Below are 22888 nucleotides of genomic sequence, written 5' to 3'. Positions count from 1 at the left end.
GCAGCAATAACACAGCACTCACTGATGAATTAACTTTTTATATTTGGCGGGAGTTATTTGCAAAATGACATTGAATTCATTGTTTAGATGGGATTGATCAGCAAAACCGCATTCAAGAGCGAGTTGTGCCAAACTTAGCTGTGGGCTTTCTTTTATCAATTTTTTGGCCTGTCTGACTCTGTAAATACGTGCTAAGTGTTTGGCGGTAATGCCGCAGGTATTTTTTACGTAACGCTCTAATTGCCTTCTGCCTTTTGGGCTATCATCGTAAGCAGTAGTAAGTGGGGTAAGATTGATTATTTTATGGATCAGTGTTTGTGTATGCTCAATAGTATGATGATGTACTTCTGGTACATTGAAGTGTGCTGATAATAAATCAATAAATGAATCTAGACTCGCATGTTGATTAAGCGCTTGTGCAATACCCGTTAAAGTGGTTGGGGCAACAAGGGAATGATTAACCTTTTTTAGGTGAGCAAGCCCTGCGGGCTTAAACCTAATCCCACAAAAAATGGAGCCTGCAGTAAATGTCACTTTTTCTGATTGAGTTGATATGGTTTGCATGAAATAGGGGAGGCTTAATGGTTTGCCAGCTAAGTTAAGCTGCCCAGAAATTAAAAATATCACCCCTTGGGCACCATCGCAGGGTAGCCAGCTCTCACCTGAAAACTGGGCGCGAGCAAACCAAAGTGCTTGTACATAATTTGCGATATTGCCCGTTGGACTATAAAGCTCAAGTAATAGTTTATCGTTCATTAAACTCAACAGTCGGTTTAAACATTTTCACCATGCGATTCCAGCTATTTATAGCATTGATTGCCACAGTGAGGGTAACTAAACTTGGTTGATCAAATAACTCGGCAAGAACAAGATAAAAGTCATCATCAATGTTTTGTGACAAGGTTAACTTTTCGCAAAGCGCTAATGCAGCACGCTCTTTCTCGTTATAAAGAGGCGTGTCTTGCCACGCATTGAGGGCAATAATACGGTTAATACTTTCGCCATACTCCAGCGCTTGTTTGCTATGCATTGCTAAGCAATACGCACATTGGTTTAACTGTGATGCTCTTAGTTTTAGTAGCTCCCAAATTGTTAATCCAAAGCTCGCTTCGACTTTTTGTTTGATCAGTGCTTCTTGATTAATCAAGTAGGTCATTAACTCGGGTTCAACTGTATAGTAATTAGCTCTTTGCATAATCGTTCCTAATAGATAAATAACAACTATCTAGTTTAGTGACGAGTAAATAAAAATAATTGTAAAAAAGCGACTTTCGCTGATAAGTGAATGGTAAAAAGCTCTGGTAATAGCAATGACCAGTGTATTAGGTTTTAAAGCTTACCCTTTGGCTCTATACGGTAAATACCTATGGCGTTGATCCCAAGATACAAATCACCATTTGGGTGGCTGGAGTACAACGATAAAATCGCTAGGGGTCGTCTAAATTGTAGGAGGAGTAAAAGCGAATTTCACCCCTGATGGCACAGAGGCGTTTCGTTGCACAGAGATTAAATATTGGTAGTAGGAGATGGCTTTAGCCACGAAGGATTTAACACCTGTGACAGGTTAACCATTATAGATACTGAGCTTTCTGGCACGTGTTACAAACTGTGTAAAAAACCTTATTCAAGGTTTTTCGCGCTGGCGACAGCAGCCAAAGGGGGCTGTCGCTGGCCCCTATCAGGACTCTCCCAGCGCCACCCGAGCATCACGCTTAATCCTTCAAACCGAAATTGATGTGAATATAAACGGCGAAGATAGACCAACTTACACATCTTTGTACGCTCCCCAGTTCGGCCATCCATGGCCTCTTGTTCAAAGCTACGCTTTTCACCCATGGCCTAGCTTCGCCTCATCGCGCATCCATGCGCGATATTACTCATCAATTACTTATTTTCAGGGCGTGATGACGGGGGAAGGGTGTTAAACGATAGATTAGCTTTTGATCTTAGCAAGATGTAAGGGCTGACCCTTCACATTTTTGATATAGAAATTGTAGAGTACACTTTAAGTGACGTTTCTCGGGTTTCTGGGCGCAGTTTGTCACATGCTGCACTTCCTGAGAGTGTGGTTGTTGCTATGTTCACACGAGGCCCGTCAATCATACCGCCACGAGGATCAACTAAGTTAAAACCAAACGATCATTTATTTGTTGTTTTAAAACCAGATAACAGACCTTTTGTTGATTTAGTTTTTACAGCAACCGATAAAACAAACCATCAAGATAGCCACTTAGCGCACAACGAACTTAAAGTGAAAGGGGTTACCTTGGTAGGTGATATATTTTACTCTTATCACATGCAAATAGACGCCCCAGAAGAGATAAGCTTGGAAGAAGTGATCAACCAAAAGCTTTCAGGAGAAGTCAGTAAAGGCGATATTGTTGTTATTGGTAATGTGCAAATACGCGTTATAACAATGGTGCATACACGCATAGTTACCATTGGCTTAAAGTACTTAAACAATCCAGAAAAGCGACTTTTAAAGCCGTAATCATTAACAATGATTTGTTTAGCGCTAGGCTCACGTTTATAGCGTACGTAGGTTGGGTTGAGTGGCGCGAAACCCAACGGATCGCCTATGCAATGAGCACACCGAAAGCTAGTTATATGTAGTGTTTATTGTAGGCGAACAGCTTGCTGGCGCGTCAGGCGTTAGCCTCTTTTTGGGCTATCTTAATGTGCCTGTGCATCTCGTTACTATCTTCTTTCAGATGCGAACGTAAAGTCCATGTCCCTGGTGTCTCTGGCGAAGTTATTTTTTATTTTTAGATTAGAAGTGAGATTAGAGTTTAAGTTAACTAAGTAGTAGGCAAAAGCTAGTTTTCCTATTTTATTGGGTATCTATACTTTTCTTTTATTTCAGCTATTAGACTGGTTTGTTAGATAAACTGCAAAAATGCAATTTTCTGTTGTAAAATATACCCAGATAACTTTATATTTGCTTTTATGACTTCAAAAGAAAATTTATTTAAAATTACAAAGACAGATAAAAAATCCGGGCCGCTTTTGGCACGCATTTTCTCGTCTTCAGTTTTTAATGAATTAGCAAACAAAGGTTTCTCACCAACGCTTAATTTAATAATTAAAGAACTTGATATTGAAGTTGGGCGTTACAAGAGCTTAAGTGAACTATTTGAATGTACATACAATAAGCTGTCTAAGGTTTATAGAAATGAATATCTTTATAAAAACTCAATAGCAAATAAAATTTTACTTGGGAAGTACTCGTTAAATACGGCGTCTATGATATCTGAGTTTCGAATTGCAAAAAGCAAAGCCGATGCGATGATTTTGAATGGAACATCTCATATATATGAAATCAAAACAGAACTTGATTCTTTAGAACGCCTAGACCAGCAACTGACTGATTACCAATGCTTTTCTGAGTTTGTTAGTGTGGTGACAGATAAAAAACATGTATCCAAACTATTAGATAAAATTCCCCATAAAGTAGGCCTAATTGAGTTCACTTCGAGAGATACTTTTAAAATAATTAAGAAACCATTATCTAATTTAGAAAACCTTTGTAAGAGCGTTCAATTTGATGCATTGAGACAAAGTGAATACATTAACATAATCAATCAATATTATGGTTTTATACCTACGGTGCCCAATACGTTACTCTATAAAGAGTGTAGAAAGTTATTTCAGGATATACCTATTGATGTGGTTCATGGGTACATATTGAAAGAACTGAAAAATAGAAGTTTTTCAAAACAAAAAAAAGAGTTAGTTATTAATGCACCAAAATCTTTAAAGGTTTCGACACTCTGTAGTAAGTTATCTAGTAAACAAATAAATAATTTGTCTTTAGCATTGTCTAGAGGCATACTTCAGTGAGTAAGGTAATAAAAATAAGGAATGTCAATGTATTACCCTTATCTTCGTGGCAAGCAAAATGAATTAATTCTACTAAGAGAGAATGCAGAGTTAATATCTAAATCACAAATCTCACCAATAATTGAACCTGTAAAAAGTAATCTGAACCCTCTGCTCAAATCATTTAGAGTTCTAATCTCAGAGCTCTGTAGCTTCTCTATAATAATTAATCCTATATATGGTGACTTCTCATTTGATAACACTGCATTAATTGATTGTCTAAATGAAGAAGGGATTCTCGATTATGAAAATTTAAATGTTGCACTAATATGTGATGAAGATACTGATATTAATACTTTAGAGAAGTATATAAAGGATTATCCAGATAACAATATTACACTAATCCATTATGGATTTACTGATGGTCGAGAGTTAGAGAAACTTTTATCAAACTTCAAAAATCAGTTCACACATATATTCATTGAGAAGTTTGCGCAAAAGCGATATCGCAGGATTTTTACTAAAGATAAAAGAATCTTAATTAAAGATGGGTTCAATAAACAAAAATCTAATAAAGACTACCCAGCTAAAGAACATTTTTCTGAGCTTCATATCATGTATGAAGATGAAAATATGGATGGATTCGGGGATTTTCTGATTAATGGTGATGAATATTCTGAGTCAGGTGGGCCAGCATACGCTGTAGCTATACACTTAACATATCTTGATGAAGATGACGAAGACGATATGTTCATAAAGCACTACATTTCAGATAGTAATAGTTCTCCAGCAGACCCTGGTGGTAAATTTTTGGAAGCGCTAACAAAACTAGTTAATGATACCGACCCTAAAGTATTTGCGTCTAAAGCACATCAAGAATTTCTTAAACTAGCTCAAAGGCAGCATTACCCAGGATTAGGATATGTTAAAAAGCTGTCTATGCAGCATCATTTAGAGTCAATAGCTGATTTTTTAAAGTAACCAAGGATTAGGTTCATATGGAATATTGTGGCGGTTGTTTAAACTCAGAATTTATTAGTGAAGACATAGCTGTAAAGTCTACTAAAAATGGTGATTGCCAGATTTGCGGAAGCAAGAATGTTGCACTAATAGGAATAGAGCACTTACATAATTTATTTAACTCTTTAATTGAGCTTTATAAACCTCATGAGAGCGGGGAACTATTAATTTCTCTATTAAAAAAGGATTGGTTATTATTTGGGGAGGTGCCAGATGATAGAATAAGTAAACTTTTACATGGAGTTAAATATGGCGATGAAAATTTAGCGTTAAATTATATTTCAGTGGCTCAGCAGACAGAGTTATTTGATTGGATATCCTTTAAAGAAGAGCTTAAACATGTAAATCGTTTCTTCCCTACAACTTTTCCACAGCATGATGCATTGGCTTCTTTAATTAGTTATCTTTCAGCAGAAGTACCTATTGAAAATTCAAACTACTATCGAGCTCGGATTCAAAAAACATCTAAAGAGTCATTTCCACCCAAAGAAATGGGAGCTCCACCTAAGACACTTGCTAGTAATGGGAGAGCAAATCCCTTTGGTATTTCTTACTTATACGTTGCTTCCACCGAAAACACTGCTGTTTCAGAGGTGAGACCACATAATAATGAATATATAACAATCGCAAATTTTATAGCTAAGGAAGAGCTAAAGTTGGTAGATTTAAGATCCCCTAGAAAAACCATCGTGCCATTTAGATATTCTGAGGCTAGCTTAAAAAATATTTACCAAGGGTTAAATTTACTAGAGATGTTAGGTGAAGAACTGACTAAACCAGTTTCACAGTCCAAGGCTCAATTAGAATATCTATCAAGTCAATATTTATGCGAATTCATAAAATCCCAAGGTTATGATGGAGTGACTTATGAAAGTGCTCTTGGTGATGGAGATAACTATGCTATTTTTGATGAGCAAAAACTAGAATGTATAAGCATAGGCCAAGTTAAAGTTACCTCCGTAAAAATATCTCATGATAAAATTATTATTTAACATTAGAAAATAATAAATAGAATTTTAGCAATACAAACGAATTATCTTAACTTCACTTTTCTTTTATTTAGGTAGCGAACTTAATTATATAATTACCACTAGCCTAATTGTATTTATGCTAAGCCCCACATTGCCTAACCCCAGCACCCGCATGTTTAAGCGCAATAATCTGCCCTTTACCGTTATGCGCCATAGCGAGCATATCACCCGTATTTAGACCACTTTCGACCGCGTGCTTACTCTTTAAATCACTCAATAATGACTGCTTAATTTGCACGAGCACCTCGTCATTACAGCTGGCTATGTACCAGTCGTTATTTACCTTTACGAGCGTGCCGTACTCTATATGGCGTTGTTGATGGCGGCGTAAATCGTTAGCGAATTGGCTGTCGAGTGCGTGTTTTTGCTCGTTTATAGAGCTTGCGTAGCTACCTGTTTGATTTATTTCGTGTGTTTTTATAAATGAATAGTTGTGAATGTCTATGGTGTTAAGCACGATTTTAGGCGCGTGGTTAAAGCCATCGTTATTATCAAATACAATAAATGCGAACACACCCAGTGCGCAGGCAAGGCTGGTTAGCTGTAGCGTAAAGCCGAACTTTTTAGGCTCTGTGTGCGTGGCCTTTTTAAGTAACGCTTTTTGCTGAACGCTTGTAAGTGTAGTGCGCGCTTTTCGCTCTTTGTAGTGTTGTGTGAGCTTTTGGTCAAACTGCTCATCAGGCTTGTTCATTGTTTGCTCCTAATAAACGTTTAAGGTTTTGTTTGGCATAGCGCAGCCGCGTTTTTACGCTCTCATGGTTGCTTTGCGTTATAAGCTCTATGTCGGCAAGGCTAAAGCCTTCTTGTTGTAAGGTAATGGCTTCGCGCTGTACAAAGCTAAGTTGTTTTAGCGCAGCGTCGAACGCTTCGTAATTTATGTTTGAGCTGTCTATAGTTAAGTCACTTTCGTTTTTATCCTTTTGTGCTGGTAAGTGCGTGTTTTCGTCAAGTTCTACAAAGCGCTGCTGCTTGCGGTATTCGTCAATGAGTGTGTTGCGGGCAAGTTTAAATAACCACGCTTTGGGTGTGGTTTGTGCTTGGTAAAGGTGGCGTTTTTCGATTACTTTTAGCCATGTTTGTTGGCTTACGTCGTATGCTAAATGCGTATTAGATTGCGTAACAAGGTAGTGGTATAAGTCGTTACTGTAGAGGGCAATAAGCTGCTCTAAGTAACGATTGTCGCCACTTTTTGCGTAACTTGCCATGCAGTCCTTGCTTGGCATTTCAAATAACCATGACTTAATACTTAGTAGCATAGGCGTTTAGTCCGTTAAATAGAGTTATCTAATTTAAAATCGAGCTGTACAGTTTGACCTGTTTGTAATTGTGCCACACCTTCAATTACTTTGGGGCGATATTTCCAGCGTTTAATAGCTCTTATTGCTTCGCGGTCAAAGGTACGTTTTGGCTCGGCGTTAATAACTACTGGGTCGATTACCTCACCCGTTGGCGAAATACTAAAGCTTAGTTGCACCCAACCTTCAATACCATCGCGCGCGGCTGTGGTTGGGTATTTAGGGTTTATGCGCACTATGGGTGTTGCATCCCCTGTTGGGCGATTAATGGTGTTGTTAATGTCGCCACCAAAATCATCAATTGTAATCGGTGTAAAGTCGCTAATCGCCAATACAGGATCAGGCGATGTATCAAGTGGTGGAGCTTTTGGCGGCACTTTAGGCATTGGTGGTGGCGGCTGTATTTTTTGTATGTGCCTTAGCTTTGAATCCTCAGGCGCTTGAAAAATCTCTACTATAATATCGCCCCCCGGTTTAACCGGTGCGCGTTGCTCGCCACTTATTAAATATTGCATAAACGCAAAAGCTGCAAAGGTCATTGCGGCACCGCCAATAACGGCGGTCGATGTTTTAATAAATACTGGGTTGTTAGGTACTTCAAGTGTGTGCATAAGCCGCTCCAAATTTTATTGACCACTACAATTAGGGTGTTTTCAAAGCTATAACGGGTGGCAAATCAAAAAGGGGTGAAATAATTTTATAAAAAATGTGGGGTTTAGTTACAATGGCCATTCGCATTCTTTTACTTATTAACTTTTTAGGCTGTTATGCAACTCATTGAAATAAATAAAGCACGTTACCGTAAACATTTAAACCGTGTTATTGCAGGATGTGGTATTGGTTTGGCTGTAGGCAGCTTGGCTATATCGCAAACGCTGATTGCTTTATTTCCTGATGAAAGTGGTAGCCACTTTCATTGGAACTTAATAGGCGTTGCTATTACAAGCGTTGGGCTTGCGTGGTTACTTAATAAATACCGTACACATAGCTTTATGACTGAAGTTGTTTATGTGTGGGAGCTTAAAAAAGCACTTAATAAAATAACCCGTAAAATGGCTAAGTTAAAAGCCGCTGGCCGTGAAGGTAATGCCGATGCGTTATTAGCGATTCATTATAGCTACGCGGGCTCTCGGTTATTGTGGCAGTTAGACGATAACCTAATCACTATGGACGATTTAGCCATTAAACAAGCTGAGCTTGAATCTGTTGCAGCACAACATAACGTAACGCTTAATGTTGAAGATTACGATGCAAGTATTTTAAAACAGTTTTAAATTAGTTAGAGGAGCCTTAATGAAAAAAGTACTCATAGTGTGTTTAGGTAATATTTGCCGCTCGCCAACCGCAGAGGCGGTGTTAAAAGCCCGCGCTAAAAAGCTCGGCGTTAACATTAAAGTGGATTCGGCAGGCACTATTGGTTATCACGAAGGTAAAACGCCTGATAGCCGCTCAATGGCTGCAGGCGAAAAACGTGGTTACAGCTTTAAAGGTATTTATTCGCGTAAAGTACGTACAAGCGACTTTACTGAGTTTGATTTAATTTTAGCGGCCGATACGCAAAACTTAGCTGATTTAAAAGCCCAGTGCCCTGAACATTTACAGTACAAATTAGCGCTATTTTTAGAATATGGCGAGCAAGCCCAAAGCGCTATTCCCGATCCTTATTACGGCGGCGATGATGGCTTTGAAAATGTGCTCGATTTAATTGAAGCGGCAAGCGACAAAATACTCGCTAAAATTTAATCCCTATTTTATTACTAAAGCTAAATTTAACGAGCTTTTTGTCGTATTGCACAGCGTTCCTAAAGTGAGTACATTTTATACTTACTCAAAGGGAAATTTATGAAAATAAAAATACTACTACTGACTTTATCTATCGCTTCTTGTTCTACTTTTGCTAACGATGTTAGTTTTTCGATTGGGGGAGGCTATCCTTATTTAGTTATTCCTGAAGTATCTTTATCGACTAACGACGACACCCAACGCTGGTATGCAAATTATAAACTAGGCCTTGATGATGGTTTTTCTGCCGGTTTTGAACAAGCAGTAAGCGATAATAAAAAACATGCTTTTGGTGCGCTTGTGGGTGCTATTGGTGCAAGAGATACTGATCAAAAGTGTGAAAGTTCAACAAATGACGATATAGCAAGTGAATTTGGTAATATTATAGGTTGTGTAATTAGCGGTATTTTTGATGAAGAAACCACCAACGGTGTAGGGCTTACTTACAGCTATAACTTTAATGGGTTAAACAATTCCGGTTTTAGACTAAAATTAGATATAGGTTATGGTAAAGCAAGTGATAGTAACGAAAAAAGAGCGGATGGCGGTATTAGTTTAAGCTATGAATTTTAACTGCTTTGAGAATAATAATTAAGGTAAAAAAGCGCCAAACGGCGCCTTTTTTATAATTAAGGATTCACTCTAAAGTCTAGTCGTACTTGAGATGTTGCTGAAACGGGTTGTCCTTTTTCAAACTTTGGTGCATAGCGCCATTGCTCAACAGCTTTTATCGCCGATTTTTCAAAAGAGACACCACCATCAGAGTCTAATATACTAACGTTTTTTACAAATCCTGCCGTGTCTACTTCAAATTCCATAGCAACACTGCCACTTCGACCTTGTTTTGCCTTATGTGAAGGGTAATCGGGATTAACACGGTAGAGCGGTTTTTGCTCTTGCGATTCTTTCCATGGCACCATTTTAGCAATAGCTAGGCAGTGTTTAGTTGCTTCATCACTTTTGCCTTGTTTCTCGTAAAGCCCAATAAGCTTAGAGTGCGCGCTTAGCTCTGCGCTGTGATCAAAATTTAAGTTGTTATCGAATACACTCACTACACGGTTTAGTCTTTCAATCGCTTGATTATACTTTTTACGACCTTCAGCGAATGAGGCCATTAAAAAATCTGCTTTGATACGATCAACTGAATTTTCATGCAGATTGGCTTGATAGTACTTATCAGCTTGTTCTAAATAACCTTTAGCTTTGCGGTATTTTTTGCTCGTAAATTTTTGCGCAAGCAGGGAGGCCGCTTCAAATTGCATATCGGCAACAAGCTTTGGATTGTCTTGTTCAGCTGCTATATCAATCATGTGTTCTAAATGGTTAGCAGCTTCTCTATCTGATTGGGTATTACTTGCCATACCTAGCAGAGCGTCGAGTGTTTCGACTGATTTATTACCGTGATTTTTAACTAAAATGTCGTGCGCTTGCTTATAAAGCGCATAACGCTGTTCTTCGCTATCGCTACTATCTGAATGAAGAGCCTTAGCATAATTAATAGCAAGGTTTGCTGTATTATCTGACTCTTCGCCATAATTAGCTGAGCCTAAGGTATAAGCAAGCTCAGCGGCTTGTTTTACGTTTTTATTTTCTTCAACTGCAGTTAAGTAGGTTTGGTACGCTTGTGAAAAGTTGACTTGTGGGTTTGTTGCTTGGCTTGCAAGTGAATAAGTACTTAGTGTTGATAAACTTAAGCCTATAACTAAGGCGAGTTGTTGGCGTTTCATAATAATCCCTTATATTTGTTTAAATTACAAAGTAGCAAATTAATTAATGCTTGTCATGTTTATAGGTAAATTAATGTTACCAACGTAGTGTTCTATTTGCATCAATTTATTGCTAACTGTCATTGAAAATAACGCTTATCGTCGCCATATATTTGCCATAAACAGTCTTGTACTACGGTGTATTTATTCTATTTTGTGATATTATCACTTTATTGTCGTGTCGTAGTTATTTAAATATTTGGATTTGTCGTGGCGCAAGTAAGAGCAAGAGTCCAGCTTAATGTTGGCAAAAAGAGTGATATCCCTGCAGAAATAATCTCATTTACTGATTTAAAAGATGGTCAAGAGCATATTGCTATGGTGTTTAATAATGCCGATACAGAGCAAGATGTACCGCTTATTCGTATGCATTCAGAGTGTTTAACGGGGGATGTGTTTTATTCATCGCGTTGTGATTGCGGCGAGCAGCTAAATGAATGTATTGAAATGATGCACGAAAAAGGCGGTATTTTATTGTATTTACGCCAAGAAGGCCGTGGCATTGGTTTATACAACAAAATTGATGCTTACGTATTGCAATCGCAGGGTATGAACACCTACGAAGCTAATAACCATTTAGGCTTTGCTGATGATTTACGTGATTTTTCGGATGCGGTATTAATGCTCAATGCGCTTAATTTAAACCACGTTAAATTAATGACCAATAATCCTAAGAAGCTTAATGCATTAAAAGATGCCGGTATTAGTGTTGACTCGGTTGTGGGTACGCATGCGCACATTAAAGCGGGTGTTGCGGGTAATAAGTCGTACCTAGAAACAAAAATTAAGCATGGTGCGCACATGTTAGATATTAAGAAAATTAAAAAACCTTAATCATTTAATTACATTTCGTCTATTAATCCCCCCTCACGCCAAGTTATACTTGGCGTGTTTCGTTATAAATTAAGAGCAAGTATGTCTACACAATTACGAATTTTTAAAGCCGATGCTGGGCTAAAGTGGTTAAAAGCCGGATGGCTTATTTTTAAAACCCAGCCAGCAACCTTTATTTTTATGCATTTATTTATTGGTATTGTAGGGCTACTGTCATTATTTTTACCACTGCTGCAAGTTGTGGCAGCGCTAGCTACGCCATTTTTAACCGCTGGATTTTATCAAGCTGTACTTACAAAACAGCAAGGTGGAAAAATTATGCTAGCCGATATTCTCAAGCCATTTACGGCTAAGGGAAATCGTTTAGGATTATTGCGTTTAGCACTTTATCAAATGGGTGCGGGCATTTTAATGGCGTTACTTGCTAATGGCTTATTTGCCGATGCGGTAGCAATTATGACTCAGCCAAATGTTGATCCCAATGTAGCGCTTGAGCAGATGGTCGAAAGTATATCGATGGCAAACGTTGTGTTGTTTTTGATTGCTTTATCGATTTATTTTACATCGTTTGCATACGCGGTGCCTTTAGTTTACTTCAATAAAGAAGCACGCATATTAAACGCGCTTAAAGATTCGTTTATGGTGTTTTATCATAACATTTTGCCACTTGGCGTTTTTGGCCTTATTTGCGCATTATTTATGGCGCTTTCGATGTTCTTATCGTTCTTACCACTGTTGATTTTAATGCCGATTTGCTACATTAGCTTTTTTGTATCTTATCAAGCCATTTTTATGCCTGTTGTACCACCAAGTGACGACATTAATGTTAAGCCACTTAGCAGTGAAATAAGCGGGCGTTTTGACGCTTAATGGATGATAAATTAAAGCAAAAACTAAAAAACTATGTACTTTGGTTACTAGGGCGTCAAGAATATTCGCGTCGTGAGTTAACGCTCAAATTACAGCAAAAAGAAGCCACAGAAGAGTTTATTGAAACGCTGCTTGATTGGTGCGAAAAGCACAATTTTATTAACGAGCAGCGATACTGTGAAGGCTTTGTAAGAAAACACATATTTAAATGTCACGGGCTTAAGCGAATACAAAGCGAAGCGATGGGCAAAGGGATTGATCGTTCGCTATTAGGAATAGTAGTTGAAGAGCTTGAAGTAGATTGGTTTGAGCTTGCGCAGGATGCGTACAATAAAAAATATTCGAATACACCGGCCGACCTCGATTACAAAGATAAAGCTAAGCGCGTGCGCTACTTAATGTATCGGGGTTTTAGCTACGATGAAATTAATTTTGCAATGCAAGCACAGTAAATACAGGTGAGACTTTCAAATGCAGCACATGACTACCGCACAAATTAGGCAACAATTTTTAGACTTTTTTGCCAGCAAACAACACCAAGTTGTCCCTTCAAGCTCGCTTATTCCGGGTAACGATGCCACGTTGTTATTTAACAATGCCGGTATGGTGCAATTTAAAGATGTATTTTTAGGCGCAGAAAGCCGCCCTTATACACGTGCGACAAGCTCGCAGCGCTGTGTACGTGCAGGCGGTAAGCATAACGATTTAGAAAACGTAGGCTACACAGCACGCCACCATACATTTTTTGAAATGCTAGGTAACTTTAGCTTCGGTGATTACTTTAAGCAAGACGCGATTAAGTTTGCATGGGAGTTTTTAACTGAGGTAGTAAGCCTACCAAAAGAAAAACTTTTAGTAACTATTTATCACGATGACGAAGAAGCGTTTGAGTACTGGTCAAAAGACATTGGCTTAAGTGAAGATCGTATTATTCGTATTGCGACCTCAGACAACTTTTGGTCAATGGGCGATACTGGTCCGTGTGGTCCGTGTTCTGAAATATTTTATGACCATGGCGAGCATATTTGGGGCGGACCTCCGGGCTCACCCGAGGAAGATGGCGATCGTTTCATCGAAATTTGGAACCTTGTATTTATGCAATACAACCGTCAAAGCGACGGTACTATGTTGCCTCTACCTAAGCAGTCTGTTGATACGGGCATGGGCCTTGAGCGTATTGCTGCTATTTTACAGGGCGTGCATTCAAACTACGAAATCGATTTATTCCAAGGCTTAATTGCCGCTGCTGCAAGTGTAACTAACGCACAAGATATGGGCGATAAGTCACTACGCGTAGTGGCGGATCATATTCGCTCGTGTGCGTTTTTAATCTCAGACGGTGTTATGCCATCTAACGAAGGCCGAGGTTATGTACTGCGTCGTATTATTCGTCGTGCTGTACGCCACGGTAATAAGTTAGGCGCACAAGGTTCGTTTTTCTATAAATTAGTTGCGGCATTAATTGAGCAAATGGGTCAAGCGTATCCTGAGCTTGCTAAGCAACAAGAAATTATCGAAAAAGTATTACGCATTGAAGAAGAACAGTTTGGTAAAACACTTGAGCGTGGCTTAGCTATTTTAGAAGAAAGCTTAAGCGAGCTTAAAGGCGATATTATACCGGGCGACTTAGTATTTAAACTTTACGATACGTACGGTTTTCCAGCTGATTTAACGGCCGATGTTGCCCGTGAGCGCCAGATGACGATTGATCATCAAGGCTTTGAAGAGTGCATGGCTGTACAACGCAAAACAGCGCAGCAAGCGGGTAAGTTTGGTGCCGATTATAACGATCAATTAAAATCAGATAAACACACTGACTTTAAAGGTTACGACAGCACACATTATAGCGCGACAGTGGTTGAAATTTTTGCCGATGGTGAAGCTGTTCAGTTACTAGAAGATGGTCAAAAAGGTATTGTAGTACTAAACCGCACACCGTTTTACGCTGAATCAGGCGGCCAAACGGGCGATACGGGTACTATTACAGTGGCTGGTGGCGAATTTAATGTTACTAATACAACTAAGCTTGGTAATGCATTTGCTCACCACGGTACTGTACAAGGTCGTATTGGTGTTAACGATAAAGTTGACGCAACTATTGATGATACGCGCCGTGATAGTATTAAGAAAAACCACACAGCTACGCATATTTTACACGAAGCACTTCGCCAACTATTAGGTGACCATGTAGGCCAAAAAGGCTCACTTGTTCAGCCAGATCGTTTACGTTTTGATTTCTCGCATTTTGAAGCGGTTACAAAAGATGAGCTACGTGAAATTGAGCGTGTAGTTAATGACGAAATTCGTCGTAACTTTGCACTTAATACTGAGCTTATGGCTATTGATGATGCTAAAGCGAAAGGCGCTATGGCGTTGTTTGGCGAAAAGTACGATGACGAAGTACGTGTAGTAACCATTGGTGACTACTCTATTGAGCTTTGTGGTGGTACTCACGTTGAACGCGCAGGCGACATTGGTTTATTCAAAATTGTATCTGAAAGCGGTATTGCCGCAGGCGTACGCCGTATTGAAGCTGTAACCGGTGCAGATGCTGTAGCGTACGTTAGCGAGCAAGAGCAACAACTTAGCGATGTTGCGGCTTTAGTTAAAGGCGATAGTGCATCAGTTCTTGAAAAAGTAACTGCTTTACTTGAGAAGTCAAAAAGCCTTGAAAAGCAAATTGCGCAACTTAACGATAAGTTGGCAAGTGCAGCGGGTGCGTCTTTACTCGATTCGATTGTTGAAATAAACGGTGTTAAGCTACTTGTAGCAAACGTTGAAGGTACTGAGTCTAAAGCGCTTCGCGGTATGGTTGATGACCTTAAAAACAAAATTGGCTCAGGTGTTATTGCACTAGGTGTTGCCAGTGGCGACAAAGTAAGCCTAATTGCCGGTGTAACGAAAGATTTAACAGGCAAAGTAAAAGCCGGTGAGTTAGTTAATCATATGGCAGGCCAAGTAGGTGGTAAAGGTGGCGGTCGTCCAGATATGGCACAAGCCGGTGGTAGTGAGCCACAAAACCTTGCTGCTGCACTGGATAGCGTTACGGCTTGGTTAACTGAGCGTACTTAAGCCTAAGTGGCGCTTATTGTTCAAAAGTTCGGTGGCACTTCGGTCGGCTCAATAGAGCGAATTGAAGCGGTTGCCGACCTTGTTGTAAAAACCAGACAACAAGGACATCAAGTGGTTGTGGTGCTCTCGGCTATGTCGGGAGAAACCAACCGCTTAATTAATCTTGCCAAACAAATAGATACTCGCCCAAGTAGCCGTGAACTCGATGTACTTATTAGCACTGGAGAGCAGGTTTCTGTATCACTGCTTGCTATGGCTATTATAAAACGTGGCCACTCAGCGGTGAGTTTATTAGCCGATCAAGTCAATATATTAACCGATAACATGTTTGGTAAAGCTCGCATTGCAGAGGTTGCTGCTACGCGCTTAAAGCATGAGCTTGAGCATAATCGAATTGCTATTATTGCTGGGTTTCAGGGACGTGATATTGAGGGCAACATTACAACGCTTGGACGCGGTGGCACCGATACATCGGCTGTCGAAATAGCAGCAGCCATAAAAGCCGACGAATGCCAGATCTATACAGACGTTGACGGCGTATATACTACAGATCCTCGTGTCGAGCCTAACGCGCGCAGAATGGGCCAAGTTACCTTTGCTGAAATGCTGGAGCTGGCAAGTTTAGGGGCGAAAGTTTTGCATATACGTTCAGTAGAAGCTGCAGGTAGGCACAATGTGCCACTTAGGGTGCTTTCGAGCTTTAATCCCGATGAAGGCACGTTAATAAGTTTTGAGGAGAGCGATATGCCAAACAAGGTGGTATCGGGAATTGCTTTTAATCGCGATGAGTGCTTAATTAAAGTAGAAGACGTTCCAGCAGGTACGCAAAATCTTTCAAAAATATTGAAACTTTTTGCCGATAATGGCATCGAAATAGATATGATTAATCAAGTTAATCATAACTTTGAAAAAATAGACTATGCTTTTACAGTGCACTCGAATGACTACCTGCAAGCACTTGAATTAATCTCTGAGCAACAAGTTCAACTCGGTGCTCAAAATGTAGGCGGGTTAACCACAGTTGCTAAAGTGTCTGCTGTGGGGATGGGTATGAAATCGCATTCTGGTGTCGCTAGTTTATTTTTTGATGCATTAGCACAGGAAAATATTAATGTTGTTTTAGTGTCTACTTCAGAGATTAAAATTTCAGTTTTAATAGATGAAAAGTACCTAGAGTTGGCTGTTCGTGCATTACATAAAGCATTTTTAACAGAAAATGAATAGATTGGTAGTTTTTACTTACTTTTCAGTCTGATTTTCATTAATATGTTTAAGCGGAATCTTATAATTTATATTGGAACATGGGAGCAATAGAATGCTAATACTAACTCGTAGAGTGGGTGAAACCCTAATGATTGGTGACGAAGTAACAGTTACCGTGCTAGGTGTTAAAGGAAATCAAGTTCGAATCGGTGTTAATGCACCAAAAGACGTATCAGTGCATCGTGAAGAGATTTATATGCGCATACAAGCTGAAAAGTCGAACCCAAATCCGGGCAATGCTTAATCAACACGTATAAATAGCTGAGTACTTTACTGGGCTATATTAAAAAACCACTCACTGAGTGGTTTTTTTGTTTATGAAATCGAGTATTTCAGAGCTGAGAATTTGCTTTGAAATATACTGCATACCGCTTTTATTTTGAAGAAGGATACCTTGCTGCGTATCTATTACTGTATTGATGTCTTGCCATGCTAATTGATAGTTTTTGTAATGATTGGCAGATTTAATACCGTCGTCATCGAAGGTAAGTGTTACTTCTGAGCCCGAAGCTCTACTAAGCATTTGTCTGGTTACCCACCAAGGTCTGCGATAGTAAAAAGCGACGCACTCTAGTACACCAAGCATAATCAAAAACGATCCTAAGTAGTGATCATTTAACCCATAAATACCAAATAAACCAAGTGCAACGAGCAACACAAGTAAAAAATACTTAGGTTTTGCACGTTTACTGTAAGGCAGTGATTCATCAAAGCACTCGTAAAAATAGGGTTTATCGAGTGTGTAGGTCGTTGTAAATGCCATATTATCTTATTTAAAGTATCATTTTTTTCTATTTTAACAAGCTAACCTCTAAATGAGCAGCTTTATAGTCAGTGATTTTATTGTAGACACAAAAAAACGGCTCTTGAGCCGTTTTTTAGCGGTGCTAAAAGTATTAACAGTTAGTTTCTTCAGCGTTTACGCCTTCTTTAACTTCTTCGCATGCATCTTCTACTTTGTTCTGCACGTCAGTTACTGCTTCGTCAATACGTTCGCCTGCGTCTTCCGCATGGTTGTCTTCACAACCCATGATGAAAAAACTTGCGAATAGACCAATTAGTGCTGCTTTTAAAGTTGTAGATTTCATAATGTGATTCCTTGTAAGTTTAAATTAAATTTTAGTGTTAGTTAGTGCTTTATCTACCTGGGAGATTTTCCACGTAGTGCACCTGAAACTAATGAAATCACTAAAAGTACTATAAAGATAAAAAATATAATTTTTGCTATACCAGCTGCGGCACCTGCGATGCCACCAAAACCTAACACTGCAGCGATTAAAGCAATAACTAGAAATGTAATTGTCCAGCGTAACATTGTTTTCTCCTTGGTTTATAAATTTTGCTCACAATAACTAATGCCAGTTACATGCCAATATTTATTTTTGTTTAATATCATGCGGTTATGGTTTTTGTGTGTGTTTGATTTTTAATTGGTTAGTAACTTTTACGCTTTGTTATGTAACTTATTCACACTACTGAAAACTACTGATAAATATTTACTGGATATATTTTATTTGGTAAGACCAATTTGCAATTGTGAGGTTTCTTTATGATTTTTATAATTTTTAATGTCTATTTTTACTAGGTTAAATAGTTAATTAACAACTTATATATAATTTTTAGCTATAGTTGTTATTCACTCTATGTATTGTAGGTCCTGTTTTTGTTGGCCTACAGCATGTAAATTAATTGGGTGGCATGTTGTTTTAAGATTAATTGGTTTTACCAATTTACAAGGTGTAGACAAAGTTATTGGTTTTGTTATCATCCAGTGAATAAATATTTAATTAAATTGATTTTTTATTTCAATGTAGGTTTCAAGGGGAAATAAATGGATATAGGTGCTCTACTCACAACAGCTGGTAGTTTAATGCTCACCGGTATGGTTGGGGTGTTTGTATTTCTGTCGATATTAATTGGTGCAGTAACGCTTATGTCAAGTTTGGTAACGCGCTTTAGCGAACCAGAGGTAGCAATACCAGCTAAATCGCCGTCTTTTAAATCTCAAGGTGTGCCTAATGAGCACATCGCTGCTATTAGTGCTGCCATTGCTCAGTACAAATCAAATAATAAATAAGGGGCATATTCATGGCTAAATTAAAATTAACAGAATTGGTATTACGCGACGCGCACCAATCATTACTCGCAACCCGAATGCGCCTTGACGATATGCTGCCAATTGCTAGTAAATTAGATAACGCAGGTTATTGGTCTATTGAATCGTGGGGTGGTGCTACATTTGATTCGTGTATTCGTTATTTAGGCGAAGACCCATGGGAACGTATTCGTGCACTTAAAAAAGCAATGCCTAATACTAAGCAGCAAATGTTATTACGTGGTCAAAACTTATTAGGTTACCGCCATTACGCAGATGACGTGGTTGAAAAATTTGTAGAGCGCGCACATAAAAATGGTGTTGATGTTTTTCGTATTTTCGATGCAATGAACGATGTACGTAACCTTGAAACAGCGATTAAAGCGGCTATAAAAGTAGGCGCACATGCTCAAGGTACTATTTCTTATACTGTAAGTCCTGTACACACGCTTGATATGTGGCTAACGCTAGCTAAGCAATTAGAAGATTTAGGTTGTCACTCAATTTGTATTAAAGATATGGCGGGTTTATTAAAACCATACGACGCTGAAAAACTAATTAAAGCACTTAAAGAAACCGTATCGGTTCCTATTGCTATGCAGTGCCACGCTACAACTGGTTTAAGTACAGCAACTTATCAAAAGGCGATCGATGCGGGCATTGATATGCTTGATACCGCTATTTCATCTATGAGCATGACTTACGGACATTCAGCAACCGAAACCATTGTGGCAATTGTTGAAGGAACCGAACGTGACACTGAACTTGACTTAAATCATCTAGAAGAAATAGCGGCTTACTTTAGAGACGTACGTAAAAAATATGCGGCATTTGAAGGTAGTTTAAAAGGGGTTGACGGACGTATTTTGCTCGCTCAAGTACCTGGTGGCATGCTTACAAATATGGAAAACCAGCTTAAAGAGCAAGGCGCAGCAGATAAGCTTAATGAGGTTTTACTTGAGATACCGCGCGTACGAGAAGATCTAGGCTTTTTACCATTAGTAACACCCACGTCGCAAATTGTAGGCACTCAAGCGGTACTCAACGTGCTAACAGGTGAGCGCTACAAAACAATTACTAAAGAAACTGCGGGCGTATTAAAAGGTGAGTATGGCTTAACACCCGCGCCAATGAATAAAGATCTACAAGAGCGTGTACTTAATGGTGCAGAGGTTATTACTTGTCGTCCTGCTGATAATATTGCGCCTGAGCTTGCAACGATTGAAGCTGAGTTGTTAAAAGAAGCGCAAGAGCAAGGTTTAACACTGGCTGATGAGCAAATTGATGACGTACTAACTTATGCATTATTCCCACAAGTTGGTTTAAAATTTATTAAAAATCGTAACAACCCAGATGCATTTGAACCAGTGCCTTGTGTTGAAGATAAAAGCAATAAAGCACCCTCTAAATCTGCTTCAAATAATCACAGCGTAAAGGCCGAGCAATACAGCGTAAAAGTAGACGGTAAAGTTTACGACGTAGTAGTAGCGCAAGGCGGTGAACTTAAAGAAGTAACCTTAAAAGATTCCGAGCATATGCCCCAGTCTGCGTCGGTTGCCTCGGGCGAGACACTTAACGCACCTTTAGCGGGTAATATTTTTAAGGTTAAAGTAAAAGCGGGGCAAGTGGTAAATGAAGGTGATGTAGTTATCATTATGGAAGCCATGAAAATGGAAACGGAAGTGCGTGCCATGCACACGGGTACTGTTGCTGAAGTACTTGTTTCTGAGGGTGACTCAGTTACAACGGGCGACGCTATGATTGCATTAGCATAAGGAGTAAATAGAGGATGGACGGTATTTTAAACCTCTGGCATGCAACGGGCATCGCTAACTTTACAATCCCATCGCTAATAATGATTGCGGTAGGTTGTTTACTCTTATTTTTAGCGATAGTTAAAGGCTTTGAACCATTGCTGTTATTACCTATTGGCTTTGGCGCTATATTAACAAACATACCCGTGGCTGGTTTATCAGACCCTGGTGGACTTTTGTACTACGTATATTATGTAGGTATTGATACGGGGATTTTTCCGCTGTTGATATTTATGGGGGTTGGAGCGCTAACTGATTTTAGTGCACTTATTGCAAACCCTCGTATGCTGTTATTAGGTGCGGCTGCACAGTTTGGTATTTTTGCGACTTTGTTTGGCGCGATATTACTAAACTATGTGCCAGGCTTTGAGTTTACCCTACAGGATGCGTCCGCTATTGCTATTATTGGTGGTGCCGATGGCCCTACTGCAATATTTTTAGCATCAAAACTAGCTCCTGATTTACTCGGCGCAATTGCGGTCGCAGCATACTCATACATGGCATTGGTGCCAATTATTCAGCCGCCAATTATGCGTGCATTAACAACACCAGAAGAGCGCAAAATTAAAATGCCAGAGCTGCGTAAAGTATCTAAAAAAGAAAAGATTATTTTTCCGCTTATGGTGCTTAGTTTAACTGCCATGTTTTTACCAGCAGCAATACCGCTAGTGGGGATGTTTTGCTTAGGTAACTTAATGCGTGAGTCAGGGGTTGTTGATAGATTGAGCAACAGTGCGCAAAACGAAATCATCAATGTAACCACTATATTTTTAGGGTTGGCGGTCGGTTCAAAACTAGCTGCGGATAAGTTTTTAACGGTTGAGACGATTGGTATTTTAGTGCTTGGCGCACTGGCTTTTGCAATTGGTACGGCATCAGGCGTATTTATGGCAAAAGGACTTAACCGCATATCTAAAACACCTATCAACCCATTAATTGGTGCCGCAGGTGTATCTGCAGTGCCAATGGCCGCGCGCGTGGTTAATAAAGTTGGCCTTGAAAGTAATCCACATAACTTTTTGCTTATGCATGCAATGGGGCCCAACGTAGCGGGTGTACTTGGTAGTGCAGTTGCTGCGGGTATTTTATTAGCACTTGTTGGTTGATAATTAACCTGGTAGCTTATAAATGATTTAGCGCAGTTTACTGCGCTTTTTTTTGTTATTAATTTCTCATCGCTTAATGGTTTCTTGTTTAGCGCTTTTTGTTTACAGTGGATACTCTTCGCAATTTTAAGGATAGTCAAAATGCTCCACACTCCTCTAGCAAAATATTTACCGAACGTTAGTAAGCTTGTATTTGGATGTATGGGCTTGGGCGGCGGTTGGAATAAAGACGCAATTACTGACACGCACGTTAAACAAACTCATGAATGTATAGATAGCGCTATTGAAGGCGGTATTAACTTTTTTGATCATGCAGATATTTATACTTTTGGTAAAGCTGAACAAGTATTTGGTAAGGTGTTAAGTGAACGATCAAACCTTAGAGAACACATATATCTGCAATCTAAGTGTGGCATTCGTTTTGAAGATAACTTAGGGCCAAAACGCTACGACTTTTCGGCTAACTGGATTGAGCAATCGGTTGAAGCGTCCTTAAAGCGACTAAACACAGAGTATTTAGATGTACTTATGCTGCATCGCCCAGATCCACTCATGGAAGTTGATGAAATTGCCCGTGTATTTAGTTGTTTAAAAGAAAGTGGCAAGGTGCGACACTTTGCAGTATCGAATATGCAGCAGCACCAAATGAATTTTTTGCAGCATGCGCTTGATATGCCCATAGTGGCTAATCAAATTGAAGCGAGCCTACAAAAGCATCAGTTTGTTGATGAGGGCGTTTACACCGGTAACATCGATGGTAAAAATCTCAATTTTACACCTGGGTGTATTGAATATTGCCGCAGCTTTGATATTCAAATACAAAGCTGGGGAAGTCTGTGCCAAGGTCTATACACAGGAAGCAATTTATCAAACGCATCTCAGGCTGATATAAATACGAGTCTTTTAGTTAATAAGCTGGCTGCACTTTATGGTACTTCTGCTGAGGCAATTGTACTTGCGTGGGTACTTCGTCATCCAGCATCTATTCAGCCCATTATTGGGACAACTAATGCTAAGCGAATTCAAGCTTCTTGTGATGCTGTAAACGTAGAATTAACCCGAGAGCATTGGTACGCGCTTTATGTCAGTGCTAAAGGCCATGAATTACCGTAAATAAGGTT

General features: G+C 39.3%; 26 protein-coding genes. 17 read left to right on the top strand and 9 right to left on the bottom strand.

Annotated features, from left to right (window positions below; genetic code table 11):
* Positions 1 to 18: 18 nt before the first annotated feature.
* Together PALI_RS02540 and PALI_RS02535 are read right to left on the bottom strand one after the other, a co-directional pair.
* A complete protein-coding gene (locus tag PALI_RS02540) occupies positions 19 to 756 on the bottom strand; it encodes a helix-turn-helix domain-containing protein (protein WP_193154804.1) in 738 nt (245 codons plus the stop codon).
* Positions 746 to 1195: a carboxymuconolactone decarboxylase family protein gene (locus tag PALI_RS02535; protein ID WP_193154803.1), complete on the bottom strand. Its 450-nt coding sequence runs from the start codon at positions 1193 to 1195 to the stop codon at positions 746 to 748. Before PALI_RS02535 ends, PALI_RS02540 begins: the two co-directional genes overlap by 11 nt.
* 768 nt (positions 1196 to 1963) lie before the next feature.
* On the opposite strand from PALI_RS02535, the gene PALI_RS02530 reads away from it, so the two are divergent.
* From PALI_RS02530 to PALI_RS02515, 4 genes are all read left to right on the top strand, one after another.
* Positions 1964 to 2491: a TrkA C-terminal domain-containing protein gene (locus PALI_RS02530; protein ID WP_319025369.1), complete on the top strand. Its 528-nt coding sequence runs from the start codon at positions 1964 to 1966 to the stop codon at positions 2489 to 2491.
* Positions 2492 to 2946: 455 nt separating this feature from the next.
* Positions 2947 to 3840: a sce7726 family protein gene (locus tag PALI_RS02525; protein WP_193154802.1), complete on the top strand. Its 894-nt coding sequence runs from the start codon at positions 2947 to 2949 to the stop codon at positions 3838 to 3840.
* Between the two features lie 27 nt (positions 3841 to 3867).
* Positions 3868 to 4800, top strand: coding sequence for a sce7725 family protein (locus tag PALI_RS02520; protein WP_193154801.1), 933 nt, complete (start codon positions 3868 to 3870; stop codon positions 4798 to 4800).
* A gap of 17 nt (positions 4801 to 4817) precedes the next feature.
* Positions 4818 to 5831: an RES family NAD+ phosphorylase gene (locus tag PALI_RS02515; RefSeq protein ID WP_193154799.1), complete on the top strand. Its 1014-nt coding sequence runs from the start codon at positions 4818 to 4820 to the stop codon at positions 5829 to 5831.
* A 118-nt stretch (positions 5832 to 5949) separates the two neighbouring features.
* On the opposite strand, the gene PALI_RS02510 is transcribed toward PALI_RS02515, so the two are convergent.
* The 3 genes from PALI_RS02510 to PALI_RS02500 are packed head-to-tail and all read right to left on the bottom strand — an operon-like array spanning position 5950 to position 7776.
* Complete coding sequence (locus tag PALI_RS02510) at positions 5950 to 6561, bottom strand: hypothetical protein (protein WP_193154797.1); 612 nt, start codon at positions 6559 to 6561, stop codon at positions 5950 to 5952.
* Positions 6548 to 7126 carry a sigma-70 family RNA polymerase sigma factor gene (locus tag PALI_RS02505; protein ID WP_226894481.1) on the bottom strand — a complete coding sequence of 193 codons (579 nt, stop codon included), beginning with the start codon at positions 7124 to 7126 and terminating at the stop codon, positions 6548 to 6550. The genes PALI_RS02510 and PALI_RS02505 overlap by 14 nt, the downstream gene beginning before the upstream one ends.
* Positions 7127 to 7140: 14 nt before the next feature.
* The gene (locus PALI_RS02500; protein WP_193154795.1) at positions 7141 to 7776 is read right to left on the bottom strand and encodes an energy transducer TonB; all 636 of its coding nucleotides are present in this window, start codon (positions 7774 to 7776) and stop codon (positions 7141 to 7143) included.
* A 156-nt stretch (positions 7777 to 7932) separates the two neighbouring features.
* Here PALI_RS02500 and PALI_RS02495 point away from each other — a divergent pair, with 156 nt between their 5' ends.
* From PALI_RS02495 to PALI_RS02485, 3 genes are all read left to right on the top strand, one after another.
* Entirely contained in the window at positions 7933 to 8439 is a 507-nt protein-coding gene (locus PALI_RS02495) for a DUF3087 domain-containing protein (RefSeq protein ID WP_165727236.1), read from the top strand.
* A gap of 19 nt (positions 8440 to 8458) precedes the next feature.
* Complete coding sequence (locus PALI_RS02490) at positions 8459 to 8908, top strand: low molecular weight protein-tyrosine-phosphatase (RefSeq protein ID WP_193154794.1); 450 nt, start codon at positions 8459 to 8461, stop codon at positions 8906 to 8908.
* A gap of 99 nt (positions 8909 to 9007) precedes the next feature.
* A complete protein-coding gene (locus tag PALI_RS02485; protein ID WP_193154793.1) occupies positions 9008 to 9520 on the top strand; it encodes a hypothetical protein in 513 nt (170 codons plus the stop codon).
* 56 nt (positions 9521 to 9576) lie between these two features.
* Here PALI_RS02485 and PALI_RS02480 read toward each other — a convergent pair whose 3' ends face one another.
* On the bottom strand, positions 9577 to 10674 hold the full coding sequence (locus PALI_RS02480) for an energy transducer TonB (protein ID WP_077537016.1): 1098 nt from the start codon (positions 10672 to 10674) through the stop codon (positions 9577 to 9579).
* 249 nt (positions 10675 to 10923) lie between these two features.
* Here PALI_RS02480 and PALI_RS02475 point away from each other — a divergent pair, with 249 nt between their 5' ends.
* From PALI_RS02475 to csrA, 6 genes are all read left to right on the top strand, one after another.
* Positions 10924 to 11547 carry a GTP cyclohydrolase II gene (locus tag PALI_RS02475; protein WP_193154792.1) on the top strand — a complete coding sequence of 208 codons (624 nt, stop codon included), beginning with the start codon at positions 10924 to 10926 and terminating at the stop codon, positions 11545 to 11547.
* An 81-nt stretch (positions 11548 to 11628) separates the two neighbouring features.
* Entirely contained in the window at positions 11629 to 12417 is a 789-nt protein-coding gene (locus PALI_RS02470) for a BPSS1780 family membrane protein (RefSeq protein ID WP_193154791.1), read from the top strand.
* A complete protein-coding gene (locus PALI_RS02465) occupies positions 12417 to 12869 on the top strand; it encodes a regulatory protein RecX (protein WP_077537019.1) in 453 nt (150 codons plus the stop codon). Before PALI_RS02470 ends, PALI_RS02465 begins: the two co-directional genes overlap by 1 nt.
* 19 nt (positions 12870 to 12888) lie before the next feature.
* A complete protein-coding gene (gene alaS, locus PALI_RS02460; RefSeq protein WP_193154790.1) occupies positions 12889 to 15489 on the top strand; it encodes an alanine--tRNA ligase in 2601 nt (866 codons plus the stop codon).
* Between the two features lie 6 nt (positions 15490 to 15495).
* Complete coding sequence (locus tag PALI_RS02455) at positions 15496 to 16713, top strand: aspartate kinase (protein ID WP_138584158.1); 1218 nt, start codon at positions 15496 to 15498, stop codon at positions 16711 to 16713.
* 91 nt (positions 16714 to 16804) lie between these two features.
* Entirely contained in the window at positions 16805 to 16996 is a 192-nt protein-coding gene (gene csrA, locus PALI_RS02450; protein WP_004587515.1) for a carbon storage regulator CsrA, read from the top strand.
* A gap of 51 nt (positions 16997 to 17047) precedes the next feature.
* Here the strand turns inward: csrA and PALI_RS02445 are convergent, their stop codons facing one another.
* The 3 genes from PALI_RS02445 to PALI_RS02435 all read right to left on the bottom strand — a co-directional run bounded on the left by PALI_RS02445 (position 17048) and on the right by PALI_RS02435 (position 18067).
* Positions 17048 to 17515 carry a YcxB family protein gene (locus PALI_RS02445; RefSeq protein ID WP_077537022.1) on the bottom strand — a complete coding sequence of 156 codons (468 nt, stop codon included), beginning with the start codon at positions 17513 to 17515 and terminating at the stop codon, positions 17048 to 17050.
* Between the two features lie 133 nt (positions 17516 to 17648).
* On the bottom strand, positions 17649 to 17840 hold the full coding sequence (locus tag PALI_RS02440) for a hypothetical protein (RefSeq protein WP_138584160.1): 192 nt from the start codon (positions 17838 to 17840) through the stop codon (positions 17649 to 17651).
* Positions 17841 to 17893: 53 nt separating this feature from the next.
* The gene (locus PALI_RS02435; protein ID WP_006794345.1) at positions 17894 to 18067 is read right to left on the bottom strand and encodes a DUF1328 family protein; all 174 of its coding nucleotides are present in this window, start codon (positions 18065 to 18067) and stop codon (positions 17894 to 17896) included.
* Between the two features lie 516 nt (positions 18068 to 18583).
* Between PALI_RS02435 and PALI_RS02430 the strand changes: the two genes are divergently transcribed.
* The 4 genes from PALI_RS02430 (at position 18584) to PALI_RS02415 (ending at position 22880) form a co-directional block, all read left to right on the top strand.
* Positions 18584 to 18829, top strand: coding sequence for an OadG family protein (locus tag PALI_RS02430; protein WP_193154789.1), 246 nt, complete (start codon positions 18584 to 18586; stop codon positions 18827 to 18829).
* A gap of 11 nt (positions 18830 to 18840) precedes the next feature.
* Entirely contained in the window at positions 18841 to 20622 is a 1782-nt protein-coding gene (gene oadA, locus PALI_RS02425) for a sodium-extruding oxaloacetate decarboxylase subunit alpha (protein ID WP_193154787.1), read from the top strand.
* Positions 20623 to 20636: 14 nt separating this feature from the next.
* On the top strand, positions 20637 to 21767 hold the full coding sequence (locus PALI_RS02420) for a sodium ion-translocating decarboxylase subunit beta (RefSeq protein ID WP_138584162.1): 1131 nt from the start codon (positions 20637 to 20639) through the stop codon (positions 21765 to 21767).
* A gap of 141 nt (positions 21768 to 21908) precedes the next feature.
* Positions 21909 to 22880 (top strand): aldo/keto reductase, encoded by a 972-nt coding sequence (locus PALI_RS02415; protein ID WP_193154785.1) that lies wholly within the window; start codon positions 21909 to 21911, stop codon positions 22878 to 22880.
* The last annotated feature ends 8 nt before the right edge of the window (positions 22881 to 22888 follow it).

Source organism: Pseudoalteromonas aliena SW19, from assembly GCF_014905615.1.
GTDB lineage: Bacteria > Pseudomonadota > Gammaproteobacteria > Enterobacterales > Alteromonadaceae > Pseudoalteromonas > Pseudoalteromonas aliena.
Note: the sequence above shows the minus strand (reverse complement) of the source record. Positions and strands in the feature narration are given on the sequence as shown.